We start from the raw sequence: 12787 nt of genomic DNA on the forward strand, positions 1-12787 counted from the left end.
GTTATGAAGTCCCCAGCCGATCTGTGAAAATGGGGGAATGAGCTCGAAGTCCCCGACGCCTCCGTCCGGTCCGGCTACCACCGGGCACCATGCAGCACACAACCACAGCTCGCAGGGGCAGAGCCTGGACCAGGCGCTTCAACGGGCAGGTTTCTATCCTGTCCTGGTTGCCGATGTTGTGGCCGATGCCTTGGACGGGCGCGACTGCCTTGCGCACCTGGTGCATTTGGAAACACATTTCGATCGCGCCGAGGTCCGGCGGCACATCACTGTCCTGGTCCTGACCGAGGACATGCTGGTGATCACCCACGTTGACGACCAGCAGCTTGACGAAGCCGGCGAGCAGATCGTCGCCCAGATTTCCACGGAGTCCGTGCCCGTGGCGCAGATCCGTTCGGTGGTCCTCAGCTATATGTACGCGCAGCCGCAGAACTACACTCCAAGCGACCCCGTCAGGGAGCTGACCCTCTCCATTGCCTGGTCCGGAGGCCAGCGCCTGGATGTGGGACCCGCCAGTTGCGGCGATCCGCAATGCGAAGCCGACCACGGGTACACGGGCACCATCTCCCAGGAGGACATCGTGCTGCGGATCAGCTCCGAGGCCGATGGGCCCCGTGCTGTCCAGGATGCGAAGGTCTTCGCCCGTGCGCTCCGCGCCGTGAATACAGGCGCCGCCGGGCCCGCAGTCCACCCGGGCACCATCTCCGCTCCGCGAGTGCGCTCCGGCGTTTTCGGCAACAGGCTGAGCCGCGGGCACCAGCGCTGATGGCGACGTCGGAACCCGTCGCCCAGGACACTGTCCCCGTTTCCAGCGCCATCCCCGAGCTTCCGGGTGCGCCGCTGTACGGCAACAAATCGATCGCGGAGGTCTTCACCAGCGCCGCGGCGTCCATGGGCTTGCCCGGCTTCGAAAACAAGCTGCACTTGCCCCCATCGCAACGCGTCTGTGTCGTTCTCGCCGACGGCCTGGGGCGCAACCTCCTGAAACAGAAGGCCGCGCACACTCCGTTTCTGCGGTCAGTGGCGAATGCCGGGCAGGGAGCCGTCCCGGTATGGCTCGATTCAGCTTTTCCTTCCACCACGGCTTCCTCGTTGGCGAGCCTTGGAACCGGCCGTACGCCCGGTGAACACGGCATGGTGGGCTACGACGTCCTGGACCCGGCCCAGGACAAGGTAGTCAACTTGCTCGGCAATTGGGACACCGGAGTCGACCCCCTGAGGTGGCAGCCTTTCCCGACGCTTTTCGAACGAATGGCTCCCGAGGCCGACGTCGTCACCGTGAGCCTGCCCCAATTCGGCGGGTCACCGATGACCCGTGCGGCGCTGCGCGGAAGCCGGTTCGTGGGCGGCAGTTCGCTCCATGCCAGGACGGCCCTGGCGGGGGAGGAAATGGCCGCGGGAACCCCCACGCTCATGTACTTCTACGTCAACGAGTTGGACAAAGCCGGGCACCGCTTCGGCTGCCAGTCGGACCGCTGGGAACACCAGCTCGAGGAAATCGATTCAACGGTGAAGAGGCTCTCTGCGTCACTGCCGGCGGGGACCACCATCCTGCTTACCGGCGACCACGGAATGGTCGACGTCCCGGAGTCGCAGCGCATCGACTATTCCGCCGATCCGGCCCTGGTTGCCGGGGTCCGGCACACCGCTGGCGAGCCACGCATGGTCCACCTGTACCTAGAGCCCGACGCCGGAGACCGCCACAGTGAGGCCCTCCTGCAAGCCTGGCGGTCCCGCTTCGGCGAGCGGATCTGGGCCTTCACGCGCGGGCAAGCGCTGGAAGCCGGACTCTTCGGTGCCCTGCGGGCAGAGGTTTCCCCCAGGATCGGGGATGTCATGATTGCCGCGCGCGATGCCTTGGCGCTCTACGACGTCCGGCGTGTCCGTCCGACTGCCTTGGAGGTGGTGGGGCAACACGGTTCCCTGACCAAGGCGGAGCGCGAAGTTCCGCTGCTGTGCTTCCAGGCCGCCGGTCCCAAAGGCCGTCGTGGCTGAACTCATCTTCTTCTCCGGGACCATGGACTGCGGCAAGTCCACGCTTGCTTTGCAGATGGACTACAACCACCGTGCGCGCGGCAGGGGCGGGGTCCGCTTCAGCCGCAACGACCGCGCCGGAGTTTCCGTCATTTCCAGCCGGCTCGGGCTCCAGACGGACGCGGTGGAAGTGAACGACACCACCGATTTCTGGGATGAGGTGGTCCGCCGCCGGACCACGGGCCTCAAGGTGGATTACCTGATCTGTGACGAGGCCCAGTTCTACTCACCGGCGCAAGTGGAGCAACTGGCCCGCGTGGTCGACGAGATGGATGTGGACGTTTTCGCATTCGGAATCACGTCCGACTTCCGCACCCGGTTGTTTCCCGGATCCCAGCGTTTCGTGGAACTCGCGGACAAGATCCAGGTCCTGCAGGTCGAAGCTCTTTGCTGGTGCGGCCGCCGGGCAACACACAATGCGCGGACTGTGGACGGCATCATGGTGGTCGAAGGCGAGCAGGTCGTGGTGGGAGACGTTGCCCGGGAGGCAGGCCAAGCGGAGCCAGGCCAAGCCGAGGCCACCCCGGAGCAGAGCGACTCGCCGCAACCGGTCGTCGGGTACGAGACCCTGTGCCGCAGGCACTACATGCGCCGGGTCACCGCGCATGGAGCCAACCTCATGGCGAGCCGGGATCAGTTGCTGCCGTTCGACGTCGACGCTTGCCTTTGGCACGGTGCCGGCTGAAGCCGCAACGACGTGAACGCTGCTTAGTCTCCGCGGGTCCCGAAGACGATTTCATCCCAGCTGGGAATGCTGGAGCGCTTGGGGCGTGACGGCTGGCGCTCGGCCGGCTCGGCGTCCGAAGATTCGTCATCCTTCTGCCCGGGGCGGGCGTGCTTCGGCTCGTCGCGATCCTGCCGGGGAGCGCCGCCGAGCAATTCGTCCAGGCCCGCCCGCGGTGACGGTGTGGCTGTGGTCCGTGCCTCGTCCTGGCCGGACTGGCCGGACTGGCCGGACTGGCCGCCGTTGTCGCTTCTGCCGCGCAGCATGGTCACGGGGCGGAGGGGGCCGGGGATCACCGTGATTTCACGGGTATCAGTGCTGACGCCATCGTGGAGATGGAGGGAATCATTTTCCTTGTCGTCGTGATTGGGGGCCAGGCTCAGCCGCGAAAGCATGGAAGCCCGCGCGTCACGGCGGCTGGGGGCGGGCGCGGCTTCGGTCGGCTGCCGCTCCTCGTCCGTGTCTGCCGGCTGATCGTCCGCTGTTCCGGCGTCCGTTGTTCCCTCTTCGACGTCGGCCGGCCGCGGGTGGGCAGCCGGGATGCCGCTGCTCAGCAGCAGTGCCAAGGCGTCGTCACCGTCTTCGTCAAGCCCCAGCCTTTGTCCGCGGCGCGAGCGCAACATATCCAGGAGCCCATCGGCTTCCTTCGTGGCAGCGGCGGCAGCCGCGCGCGCGGTGCTCCCGGCGTCGGCCTCGAAGTCGAAGGGCCGGTCGGAGACTGCAGTGAGCCGCCGCGCCGGTACGGGTCCATCGAGGGGTTCCAGTTCGCTGAGCTGCTGGGCCCAGCGGTTGGCGTTCTGGATGGACTTGCGGGCGGGATTGAACGTCCACATTGCCGGTGGTTCTTCGCCGATGCTTTCCAGGTTGCCCGGCGTGGTTTCGAAGCGTGCGACGACGGTCCAGGTGCCATCCGTCCGGCGCCAGGAATCCCACTCCACGGCCGAGGAATCGATTCCGTGGGCCCTCAGCCGATGTGCGACCATGTCGCCCAAGCTCGCGGGTTCGTCGCCGAACGCTGCACGATAAGCGTCGTGGCCGGGGGCGGGGGTAGCGACTTCGACTTTGCGGGCCTGCTGGGCAATGTACTCGCGCTCCGCGAGCACAGGCCCCTCATACCGCTGGACGTTGGCGAGCGGCAGCCCGGACAGCTCTGCGACCTCCGCTGCCGTTGCGCCGCTGCGGATGCGGGACTGGATGTCACGGGGGGACATGGCGACGGGCGTGATCGCGGCACGTGCCGCTACTTGGGCAGGCGTCCGGCTCGCTGCAGCCCGCAACGCCTCATCAATCGGAAGCTGGAACATCTCGCCGCCGGTACCGCTCAACAGGAGATGTCCGCCGTCGTCGTGGACGCCAACCAGCCGTAGATCCCGCATAAAATCCTCCACCATGGCCTATCTGACATTCGAAACTCTGCCACCCGGTAGGGCCTTTTCCTACTAGGACAAAGGGCGCGCCGCGATATTCCGCGATTTTCGGCATCCCGTGGGTACGCGACCGGAACGGGGTTATGGACATCCGGGTCGTGCCGGAGGACAATCTGCCCGGTATAGGGCACAAAAAGGCTGTCCGCTGCGTTACATCCTTAGACCGGAGCAGGTCCGGCCAACAGGACCCCAAGCCTGCGTGAGGTACCGGCGAGAAACGAAGAAGGGACCATGGCAACGGACTACGACGCCCCTCGGAAGACCGAAGAAGACTCCGAGGACTCGATCGAGGAACTCAAGTCGCATCGCACCGAAAAGCAGTCGTCATCGGCTGTGGACATCGATGAGACTGACCTCGCGGACGCCTACGAGCTGCCCGGGGCGGACTTGTCCGGCGAAGAGTTGCTGGTCCGCGTGCTCCCGCCGCAGGCGGACGAATTTACTTGCTTCAATTGCTTCCTCGTCAAGCACCGCTCCCAGATTGCGCGGGAGAAGGACGGGCATCTTTACTGCAAGGAATGCGAGAGCTAGTCCCGCGAAGCGTGAGTGGACAGTGCGGCCAGAAGTTCTTCGGGGCGGCGCGTGGACGTCAACCAGTAGGGTGTGCGGTCCGCCGGGTCGGTGATTTCGATGCGCACCACGGGATCTATCCAGCCGCGGAGGCACAGGTAGGCCAGTCCATGGAGGCGGGTTCCGCGCTCCGCGGTGGCTTCGTCCTTGCGGTAGGCGGTGACGGCGCCGACAAACTCGCGCTGGATAGTGGCGCGTCCCACTTGGACCGTGTCCCCGTCCACCACGATCGCAGGAGTGGACAACACCAGCATGGTGGTCATGATCGCAAAGAGGACCAGTGCGGCGATGATCCCCGCGGTGATGCTGATCGGCGCCAACACCAGGATGCCCGCGGCGGACAAGCCGACCACCACAATCCAGATCCACGGGGAGGGCCAGAGCTTTTCCGTAAACAGGACGCCCGTTCCACTTGAGGAATGGTGCGGCGAGGGTGCGGAAGCAGTCGATTCAGGCATGCCTCCAGCTTATCGGCACTGCGGGCGGGGGATTGCCGCCCCGTGCCGCCCCCCTGCCGCGCGCCAGGCGTTCGGCCGCAACCGGCGGAGCACTCCCCGGGCGATAGAATGTGTGACTGTGAGCCACGAGACAGCAATAGCCAGCCCAGCAGACGCCGCCACCGAATACGGTGCGCCGACCCTTCAGGTCCAACTGAAAATGCTCGACGCCGGCCTGGAAGCGCCGTCGTACGCCCACCCCGGCGACGCCGGCGCGGACCTGCGGGCCCGCTCGGACGTTTCGCTAGCGCCGGGAGAGCGGAAGCTCGTTCCCACGGGCGTCTCCATTGCCCTGCCCAACGGCTTTGTCGCGCTGATTCATCCCCGGTCGGGGCTGGCAACCAAGCATGGACTGACTGTGGTCAACGCTCCCGGGACCGTTGACGCCGGCTACCGAGGTGAAATTTCCGTGACGCTTTTGAATACGGACCAAAACCAGGCAATCGAACTCAAGCGCGGCGATAGAATTGCTCAAATGGTGATCCAGCGCGTCGAGTATGCGCAGTTCGTATCCGTGGAGGAATTGTCCGACACCTCGCGCGGCACCGGCGGCTTTGGATCCACCGGAGGCTTCGCGCCGGCCGTGGGCTAGCAACGACGCTCGACAATCGGCGCCGCGTGGAGCTGATTGCCATGCTGCCCGCGAGTTGACGGGCAGTCTGCGGTTTACTGGGGGATGGACCACTACTAAGGAGACAACCCGATGCTTTTTGGGCGCGGAAAGAAGTCCAAGGCTGAACAGCCGAAAGACAGCGGTACTGAGAAGGCCAATGACGCGACGCCGCAGCAGGACTCCGGCGCGGTAGCCGGTGGGGCTGCGAAGGGCGACTTCCGGCTGTCCAAGGGGCCATTCGATGCCAGTGAAATTGAGAGCCAGGATGGATACGTGGATCTTGGCGCCTTGCTGATCGAGCCTTCCGAGGGCCTTCAACTGCGCCTCGAAGTAGAAGAAGCAACCCAGCGGGTTGTGGCGGTCACCATGGACCTCGATGGCTCGAGCCTCCAGCTCCAGGCTTTTGCGGCTCCGCGTTCCGAAGGGCTGTGGGATGAGATCCGCGAACAGATCGGCCAGTCCGTAGCCAGTCAGGGAGGCGAAGTGGAAGAGGTCCCCGGCACCTTCGGCACCGAACTCATCGCCAAGCTTCCTACCGAATCGGCCGACGGCGGACGCGGCTTCCGGGCCGCCCGGTTCATGGGCGTCGACGGGCCCCGTTGGTTCCTTCGCGGCGTCATCGGCGGCAACGCGGCCCTGGACAGGCAAGCGGCCGAAGGGCTGGAAAACCTCTTCCGCAAGGTTGTGGTCATTCGCGGCGACAACCCCATGCCGCCCCGTGAACTGCTTCAGTTGAAGCTTCCCAAGGACGCCGTGGCATCCGGCCAGCAGGGCGCTCCCCAGGAGGCACCGGAGCTCCAGCGCCCGGAACGCGGCCCGGAGATCACGCAGATTGGCTGACAAAACGGCGAGTGCCGCTGCCGACCACGGCGGCCCGGCGTCCCTTACCCTCACCCGGCTTCCGCTCCGGGGAAGGGTCGACTGGACCGGTTTCATCGAGTCGGTGACCTACCAGCCCGCCAGCGAACAAGCGCACTTCTCGGCGATCGTCGTTGACCGGATTGCGCACAGGGGCGACACGGTTCCGTTGACCCGGTTGCGCGTCATCTGGCTCGGGCGCAGCAAAGTGCCCGGTATAGAACCCGGGACTGTCCTGCGGCTCGAGGGCATGGTCATGCTGCGGGACGGGATGCCCACCATGTTCAATCCGCGCTATGAAATCCTCTCCCGGCAGGAGCACCAATGACCGTCGCCAACGGACCCGGTCCCCACGAGAACCCCGCGCAGGACCAGCCCGGACAAGCCGGCGGTTCCGCGCAGGGCGCCCAAGGGCCAAGCATTGCGGACATCGCCGCAGGCTACGCGGAGAAGGCCGGGCTCCAACGCAACAGCCACGGGCACGTTGACATCCTCAAATCGGCCGGAGGTGTCCAGGGCATAGCCGAGAGCATCGTGCCCGGCCTCGTGTTCCTGATCGCCTTCATGGTCACCCGCGACCTTCCGGCGTCGCTCATTGCCTCCCTCGCGGCGGCAGCCGTCTTCACCGTGGTCCGGCTTGTGCAACGGCGCCCCCTGACCCAGGCGCTTGCCGGTATTGCCGGCGTCGCGATCTCGGCCTGGCTCGCGAACACCACGGGCAAGGCCGAGGACTTCTACGTCCTGGGCTTCTACACGAACATCGCCTACATCGCGGGAATGGTGCTGTCGATCGTGCTGAAGTGGCCGATCGCGGGCCTGCTGTTCGGCTTCGTCCGCAACGAGGGCCTCGACTGGCGGAAGAATCCCGAGCGCTTGCGGGCATATGCCATCGGCACGTGGGTGGTCATTGCCGTGCTGGCGCTACGGCTTGTGGTCCAGGTGCCCTTGTATTTCATGGGTGAACCCGGCCTTGCCGCGCTCGCTACCATGAGGCTGATCATGGGCGCGCCGCTTTACATCCTGGGTCTCTGGATTGCCTGGCTCCTGACCCGGCCGGTGGTGCCGGGCCAGAAGCCTGGTGATGATCGTCAGCCGTCGAAGCCGTCGTCGTCGGACTGATCCGCGAACCCTTCTTCGACGTCAACTGAGCCGTGGTCCGCGGCGGACGGGGAAAGCAGCGCCCTGAGGCCGTCCTCTGCGGCGATGGTCGTGACGAAGAACAGTTCGTCGCCGCCATCGATCACGTCGTCGCGGCTCGGAGTGATGGGCGCGTGGTCCCGGAGGATGGCCACGAGGGTGGCGTCTTCGGGCCATTCGATGCCGCCCACGGTGCTGCCAATGATGTGCGAGTCGTGCGGAACGGTGAACTCCACGAGCGAGGAAACGCCCGTCTGCAAAGTCAGCAAGCGGACCAGGTCACCGATTTCCACGGCTTCCTCCACGAGCGCAGTCATGAGCTGGGGAGTGTTGACGGCGACGTCGACGCCCCAGGAATCGTTGAACATCCAGTCGTTCTTGGGGTTGTTGACCCGGCCCACCGTGCGGCCCACCCCGAATTCGGTCTTGGCCAGCAACGAGACCACGAGGTTCACTTTGTCGTCGCCGGTCGCGGACACCACGACGTCGGCCCCTTCCAGCTTCGCGTCCTGCAGCGTGCTCAATTCGCAGGCATCGCCCACGAGCCAACGGGCGCCGCGGAGGCCGCTGCGCCCGATGACCTCCGGTTTGAGGTCGATCAGCATGATCTCGTGTTTATGGGCGAGCAATTCCCGCGCGATCGATGAACCGACGCTGCCGGCGCCGACAATAACGACTTTCACTCAGACTCCTTGGCAGGTGCGCTGGAAAGGATGCGCGCCACCTCGGCGCTGCGGTCCAGGTTCAACATGGCATGCACGGTATCGCCCTCCTGGTACGCCGTTCCGGCCTGGGGGAGGACACCCTCTCCGAAGCGGGTAAGGAACGCGACACGGATTCCGGCTGCTGCTTCGATGGCAGTCAACGGGTGCCCGATCCAGCCCTGGTCAAGGTCGACTTCGGAGAGAACCAACCGGCCCGAGGGTTCGCGGTAATCGCCCGCCAAGTGCTGTTCGGGCAGGATCCGCCGCAGGACCTGGTCGGCGCTCCAGCGCACGGCGGCTACCGTGGGGATGCCCAGGCGTTGGTAGATTTCAGCGCGGCCGGGATCGTAGATGCGGGCAACAACATGCGAAACATGAAAAGTCTCACGGGCCACCCGCGTGGCGAGGATATTGGAGTTGTCACCGCTGGAGACGGCTGCGAAGGCGTACGCTTCCTCGCAACCTGCCTGCTTGAGGGTGTCCCGGTCAAAGCCGACGCCGGTGACTTTCCTGCCGGTGAATCCGCTGCGCAAGCGGCGGAAGGCACGGTCGTCCTGGTCGATGATTGCCACCGAATGGCCGGCGTCCTCCAAGGTGTGCGCCAACGTTGCGCCGACTCGTCCGCAACCCATGATCACAAAGTGAGCCACGGTTTCTCCTTCACTCTTATGCATGCCGCTCGGTAAGACTCTACCGGGGCGAGTCGCGGAAGCCAGTCCGCGTCATGACGCCGTCATGACATCGCGTTCGATTCAGAGTAGCTTTGCGGAGTGCTGACAATTCTCAACGCTGCGAAGCGGGTGGTGGTGGGGCGGCCGTTCCGGAACGACCGCCTGGCCCACACCCTGCTTCCCAAGCGCATCGCGCTGCCGATTTTCGCGTCGGACGCCCTGTCCTCCGTGGCGTACGCCCCTGACGAGATCCTGTTGACGCTGGCCCTCGCGGGCGTAAGTGCGGTGGCTATTTCGCCGCTCGTCGGCCTCGCGGTCATGGTGGTCTTGCTCACGGTTGTTGCCTCGTACCGGCAGAACGTCCACGCCTACCCTTCCGGCGGGGGCGACTACGAAATCGCCAACGCCAACCTGGGGAAGTTCGCGGGCCTGACCGTGGCTGCCGCACTGTTGGTGGACTACGTCCTCACCGTTGCGGTGTCGATGTCCTCGGCTGCGGCGTACCTGACCACGGCGATCCCGTCGCTGCATGGGCAGCAGGCGCTCATTGCCACAATCGGCGTCGTTGTCCTGGCGCTCGTGAACCTGCGTGGAATCAAGGAAGCGGGCAGTGTCTTCGCGGTTCCCACCTACATCTTCATGGTCTCCATCCTGGGCATGACCGCAGTCGGTATCTTCCAGGCTGCCACCGGACAACTCGGGCAGGCTCCCTCGGCAGCCTTCACCATCGTCCCGCAAGAGGGATTCGACCAGGGACTCGTGGGCCTTGCAGGCGCGTTCCTGCTCCTGCGGGCCTTCTCCTCGGGAGCGGCCGCCCTGACCGGTGTAGAGGCCATCAGCAACGGTGTGCCGAACTTCAAGAAGCCAAAGAGCAAGAACGCCGCAACAACGCTTTTGATGCTCGGAGTCATCGCCTCGGCCATGCTCGCGGGCATCATCTACCTTGCCAACGCCACCAAGGTCCACATCGTGATGGATCCGGCGAAGGAATTCCTCCTGAACGGCCAGCCGCTCCCGGAGGACTACATCCAGAACCCGGCCATCAGCCAGATCGCACAGACGATCTTCGGCGCCGGATCCTTGCCGTTCTACATTGTTGTCGCCGCGACAGGCGTCATCCTCGTCTTCGCCTCCAACACCGCGTTCAACGGATTCCCTGTCCTGGGATCCATCCTCGCCCAGGACGGCTACCTTCCCCGCCAGCTGCGGACCCGCGGAGACCGCCTGGCCTTCAGCAACGGCGTCCTCGCCCTCGCTGCCGGGGCCTTGGTCCTCATCATTTCCTTCAATGCCGATGTCACCAAGCTCATCCAGTTGTACATCGTGGGCGTCTTCATTTCCTTCACGATGAGCCAGCTCGGCATGGTGCGCCACTGGGGCCGGGAACTCAAGCTTGTCCAGGACAATGCCGTCCGCCTCAGGATCGTGAAGTCCCGCACCATCAACATGCTCGGGTTCGCCATGACGGCGCTGGTCCTGACCATCGTGCTGATCACCAAGTTCGAGCAGGGCGCCTGGATCGCACTCCTGGCGATGTTCGTCCTGTTCCTCATTATGTGGAGCATCCGCGCCCACTACGACAACGTGGCCAAGGAACTGGCTGTTGACGAGGATTCCTCACCCCGTGCATTGCCCACCCGGGTCCATGCCGTGCTCCTGGTATCCCACGTCCGCAAACCGGTGCTCCGCGCCCTCGCCTACGCGAGGGCGTCGAGGCCATCGCGGTTGGACGCCATCATCGTCGACATCGACCATGAGGAAACCGCGCACACCGTCGAAGCCTGGGAAAAGCTGGACATCCCCGTCCCGTTGACCGTTTTGGCGAGTCCCTATCGCGAAACCGTCACGCCCATCCTGGACTACATCAAGAACATGCGCCGCGATTCCCCGCGGGACCTGATCGTCGTCTACATCCCGGAATACGTCGTGGGTAAGTGGTGGGAACAGCTCGTCCACAACCAGACGGCCTTGCGCATCAAGGCCCGGCTCCACTTTGAGCCAGGCGTCATGGTGGCCAGTGTTCCATGGCAATTGAAGTCCTCCGAAGAAGCAAAGGCACTGCAGGATACCTGATGACCCGCCCCAGCAACACCGAATCCAGCACGCCCACGGCACAGGACGGAGCTGCCACGGAGCTGGTGGTGGACGTCGGCCCCATCGCCCATGGCGGCCACTTCGTCGCACGCCACGAAGGCCGCGTCATCTTTGTCCGGCACGGCATCCCGGGAGAGAAAGTCCGGGTCCGGCTGACCGACGCAGGAGAATCTTCCCGTTTCTGGCGTGCCGATGTCGTCGAGGTCCTCGAGGCCTCAGACGACCGGACCCGCCATTTCTGGCCGCTCGCCGACTCACCGGCAGCCTGGCGGAAAGGCGGTCCGCCCGTGGGCGGCGCGGAACTCGGGCACATCACGCTCGAACGGCAACGGCTGCTCAAATCCGAGGTCCTCGCGGAGCAGCTGAAGCGGCTCGCCGGCGTCGAACTCACTGTCGAAGTGGAACCGGCAGCGGCCGGCCACCACGGTTCGCCCGACGGCACCGGGTCCCACCAGGAGTCGGGACTCGGCTGGCGGACCCGTGCCAGCTTCGCCGTCACCCCCGGCGGCCGGCTGGGGATGCATGCCCACCGCTCCGACGTCGTGATCCCGGTCCACGAGATGCCCCTGGCGCTGCCGGCCATCAACGAGTTGCGGCTGTGGGACGTCGATCTGCGGGGAGTCTCCCGTGTGGAAGTCGCTGCGCCCGCCAACGGATCGCGTCCGCTCGTCCTTCTTGCCCCCGACGAAGGCACCGACGCCGGGCGCCTCAACCGGATCCTGGGCCAGCTCCCGCAGGAAGTCTCAGTGGCAAGCTTCGACCCCGTGGGCGGAGACGTCCTGCAGCTGCGCGGCAGGACGTGGGTCCAGGAATCGGCCGCCGGCCACGACTACCGGGTGACGGGTGAAGGGTTCTGGCAGATCCACAAGGATGCACCCGGGACCCTGGTCGGTGCGGTGACGGAGTTCCTGCACGACGGCGGCTACCTCCTTCCGGGATCGGCCGTCGCCGATCTTTACGCGGGCGCCGGATTGTTTACGGCGCCGTTGGCGGACGCGGTGGGCATCACCGGCTCGGTGCTGTCCGTCGAAGGGGCGCCCGGGACCAGCCGCGATGCCCGCAAGAACCTGCATGGGGAGAGCCAGGTGGAAATCATCCAGGGCAGGGTGGAACGTGTCCTCCGGCAGCGTCCCAGAAGCTTCGACGCCTTGGTGATCGACCCCCCTCGGGCGGGCGCCGGCAAGGCCGTGGTCAAGCAGCTCATGGAGTCTGGGCCGCGCGCCATCGCCTATGTGTCATGTGATCCGGCCTCCTTCGCCCGTGACCTGGGGTACTTCAGGAACGGCGGATGGCGCCTTGAAGGCCTCCGGGCTTTCGACTTGTATCCGCACACGCACCACCTCGAGACCGTCGCGTTGCTGGTGCCCGCGGCATAGCCGCTACTACGATGGGGGAGAAGTCCCGCGTCGCGCTTCATTCTCCACCGGCCGGCAGTCGCTCAGATTAGGTTTACCTAAC

At 65.4% G+C, this 12787-nt stretch carries 14 protein-coding genes; 10 read left to right on the forward strand and 4 right to left on the reverse strand.

Going from position 1 to position 12787, the window contains the following annotated elements; translation table 11 throughout:
* Positions 1–37: 37 nt before the first annotated feature.
* From L0B83_RS14410 to L0B83_RS14420, 3 genes are read left to right on the forward strand one after another with little or no spacing between them, the layout of a single operon-like run.
* Positions 38–766: a DUF5998 family protein gene (locus L0B83_RS14410; RefSeq protein WP_234759146.1), complete on the forward strand. Its 729-nt coding sequence runs from the start codon at positions 38–40 to the stop codon at positions 764–766.
* Positions 766–1995 carry an alkaline phosphatase family protein gene (locus L0B83_RS14415; protein ID WP_234759147.1) on the forward strand — a complete coding sequence of 410 codons (1230 nt, stop codon included), beginning with the start codon at positions 766–768 and terminating at the stop codon, positions 1993–1995. Before L0B83_RS14410 ends, L0B83_RS14415 begins: the two co-directional genes overlap by 1 nt.
* Complete coding sequence (locus L0B83_RS14420; protein WP_234759148.1) at positions 1988–2719, forward strand: thymidine kinase; 732 nt, start codon at positions 1988–1990, stop codon at positions 2717–2719. Before L0B83_RS14415 ends, L0B83_RS14420 begins: the two co-directional genes overlap by 8 nt.
* A 23-nt stretch (positions 2720–2742) precedes the next feature.
* Here the strand turns inward: L0B83_RS14420 and sepH are convergent, their stop codons facing one another.
* Positions 2743–4134: a septation protein SepH gene (gene sepH, locus L0B83_RS14425; RefSeq protein WP_234759149.1), complete on the reverse strand. Its 1392-nt coding sequence runs from the start codon at positions 4132–4134 to the stop codon at positions 2743–2745.
* Between the two features lie 282 nt (positions 4135–4416).
* Here sepH and L0B83_RS14430 point away from each other — a divergent pair, with 282 nt between their 5' ends.
* Positions 4417–4716: a DUF4193 domain-containing protein gene (locus L0B83_RS14430; protein WP_234759150.1), complete on the forward strand. Its 300-nt coding sequence runs from the start codon at positions 4417–4419 to the stop codon at positions 4714–4716.
* Here the strand turns inward: L0B83_RS14430 and L0B83_RS14435 are convergent.
* Entirely contained in the window at positions 4713–5213 is a 501-nt protein-coding gene (locus L0B83_RS14435) for a DUF3093 domain-containing protein (protein ID WP_234759151.1), read from the reverse strand. The two genes, L0B83_RS14430 and L0B83_RS14435, sit on opposite strands and share 4 nt — an antisense overlap.
* A gap of 118 nt (positions 5214–5331) precedes the next feature.
* Between L0B83_RS14435 and dut the strand changes: the two genes are divergently transcribed.
* The 4 genes from dut to L0B83_RS14455 all read left to right on the forward strand — a co-directional run bounded on the left by dut (position 5332) and on the right by L0B83_RS14455 (position 7842).
* A complete protein-coding gene (gene dut, locus L0B83_RS14440; protein WP_234759152.1) occupies positions 5332–5844 on the forward strand; it encodes a dUTP diphosphatase in 513 nt (170 codons plus the stop codon).
* A gap of 111 nt (positions 5845–5955) precedes the next feature.
* Positions 5956–6705, forward strand: coding sequence for a DUF3710 domain-containing protein (locus tag L0B83_RS14445; RefSeq protein WP_234759153.1), 750 nt, complete (start codon positions 5956–5958; stop codon positions 6703–6705).
* On the forward strand, positions 6698–7051 hold the full coding sequence (locus tag L0B83_RS14450) for a hypothetical protein (RefSeq protein ID WP_234759154.1): 354 nt from the start codon (positions 6698–6700) through the stop codon (positions 7049–7051). The genes L0B83_RS14445 and L0B83_RS14450 overlap by 8 nt, the downstream gene beginning before the upstream one ends.
* Complete coding sequence (locus L0B83_RS14455; RefSeq protein ID WP_234759155.1) at positions 7048–7842, forward strand: DUF3159 domain-containing protein; 795 nt, start codon at positions 7048–7050, stop codon at positions 7840–7842. The genes L0B83_RS14450 and L0B83_RS14455 overlap by 4 nt, the downstream gene beginning before the upstream one ends.
* Here the strand turns inward: L0B83_RS14455 and L0B83_RS14460 are convergent.
* A complete protein-coding gene (locus L0B83_RS14460) occupies positions 7812–8543 on the reverse strand; it encodes a potassium channel family protein (protein WP_234759156.1) in 732 nt (243 codons plus the stop codon). The two genes, L0B83_RS14455 and L0B83_RS14460, sit on opposite strands and share 31 nt — an antisense overlap.
* Complete coding sequence (locus tag L0B83_RS14465; RefSeq protein WP_234759157.1) at positions 8540–9214, reverse strand: potassium channel family protein; 675 nt, start codon at positions 9212–9214, stop codon at positions 8540–8542. Before L0B83_RS14465 ends, L0B83_RS14460 begins: the two co-directional genes overlap by 4 nt.
* A gap of 120 nt (positions 9215–9334) precedes the next feature.
* Here L0B83_RS14465 and L0B83_RS14470 point away from each other — a divergent pair, with 120 nt between their 5' ends.
* Together L0B83_RS14470 and L0B83_RS14475 are read left to right on the forward strand one after the other, a co-directional pair.
* The gene (locus L0B83_RS14470; RefSeq protein WP_234759158.1) at positions 9335–11308 is read left to right on the forward strand and encodes an APC family permease; all 1974 of its coding nucleotides are present in this window, start codon (positions 9335–9337) and stop codon (positions 11306–11308) included.
* Positions 11308–12705, forward strand: a complete 1398-nt coding sequence (locus L0B83_RS14475) for a class I SAM-dependent RNA methyltransferase (protein ID WP_234759159.1) — start codon at positions 11308–11310, stop codon at positions 12703–12705. Before L0B83_RS14470 ends, L0B83_RS14475 begins: the two co-directional genes overlap by 1 nt.
* The last annotated feature ends 82 nt before the right edge of the window (positions 12706–12787 follow it).

The sequence above is a fragment of the Arthrobacter alkaliphilus genome (genome assembly GCF_021483235.1).
GTDB classification, from domain to species: domain Bacteria; phylum Actinomycetota; class Actinomycetes; order Actinomycetales; family Micrococcaceae; genus Arthrobacter; species Arthrobacter alkaliphilus.

Bases quoted from the DNA above. Each gene is read 5' to 3' on its own strand.
- L0B83_RS14410 (WP_234759146.1), top strand. From the start codon at position 38: ATGAGCTCGAAGTCCCCGACGCCTCCGTCCGGTCCGGCTACCACCGGG.
- L0B83_RS14415 (WP_234759147.1), top strand. From the start codon at position 766: ATGGCGACGTCGGAACCCGTCGCCCAGGACACTGTCCCCGTTTCCAGC.
- sepH (WP_234759149.1), bottom strand. From the start codon at position 4,134: ATGCGGGATCTACGGCTGGTTGGCGTCCACGACGACGGCGGACATCTC.
- L0B83_RS14430 (WP_234759150.1), top strand. From the start codon at position 4,417: ATGGCAACGGACTACGACGCCCCTCGGAAGACCGAAGAAGACTCCGAG.
- L0B83_RS14435 (WP_234759151.1), bottom strand. From the start codon at position 5,213: ATGCCTGAATCGACTGCTTCCGCACCCTCGCCGCACCATTCCTCAAGT.
- L0B83_RS14445 (WP_234759153.1), top strand. From the start codon at position 5,956: ATGCTTTTTGGGCGCGGAAAGAAGTCCAAGGCTGAACAGCCGAAAGAC.
- L0B83_RS14455 (WP_234759155.1), top strand. From the start codon at position 7,048: ATGACCGTCGCCAACGGACCCGGTCCCCACGAGAACCCCGCGCAGGAC.
- L0B83_RS14475 (WP_234759159.1), top strand. From the start codon at position 11,308: ATGACCCGCCCCAGCAACACCGAATCCAGCACGCCCACGGCACAGGAC.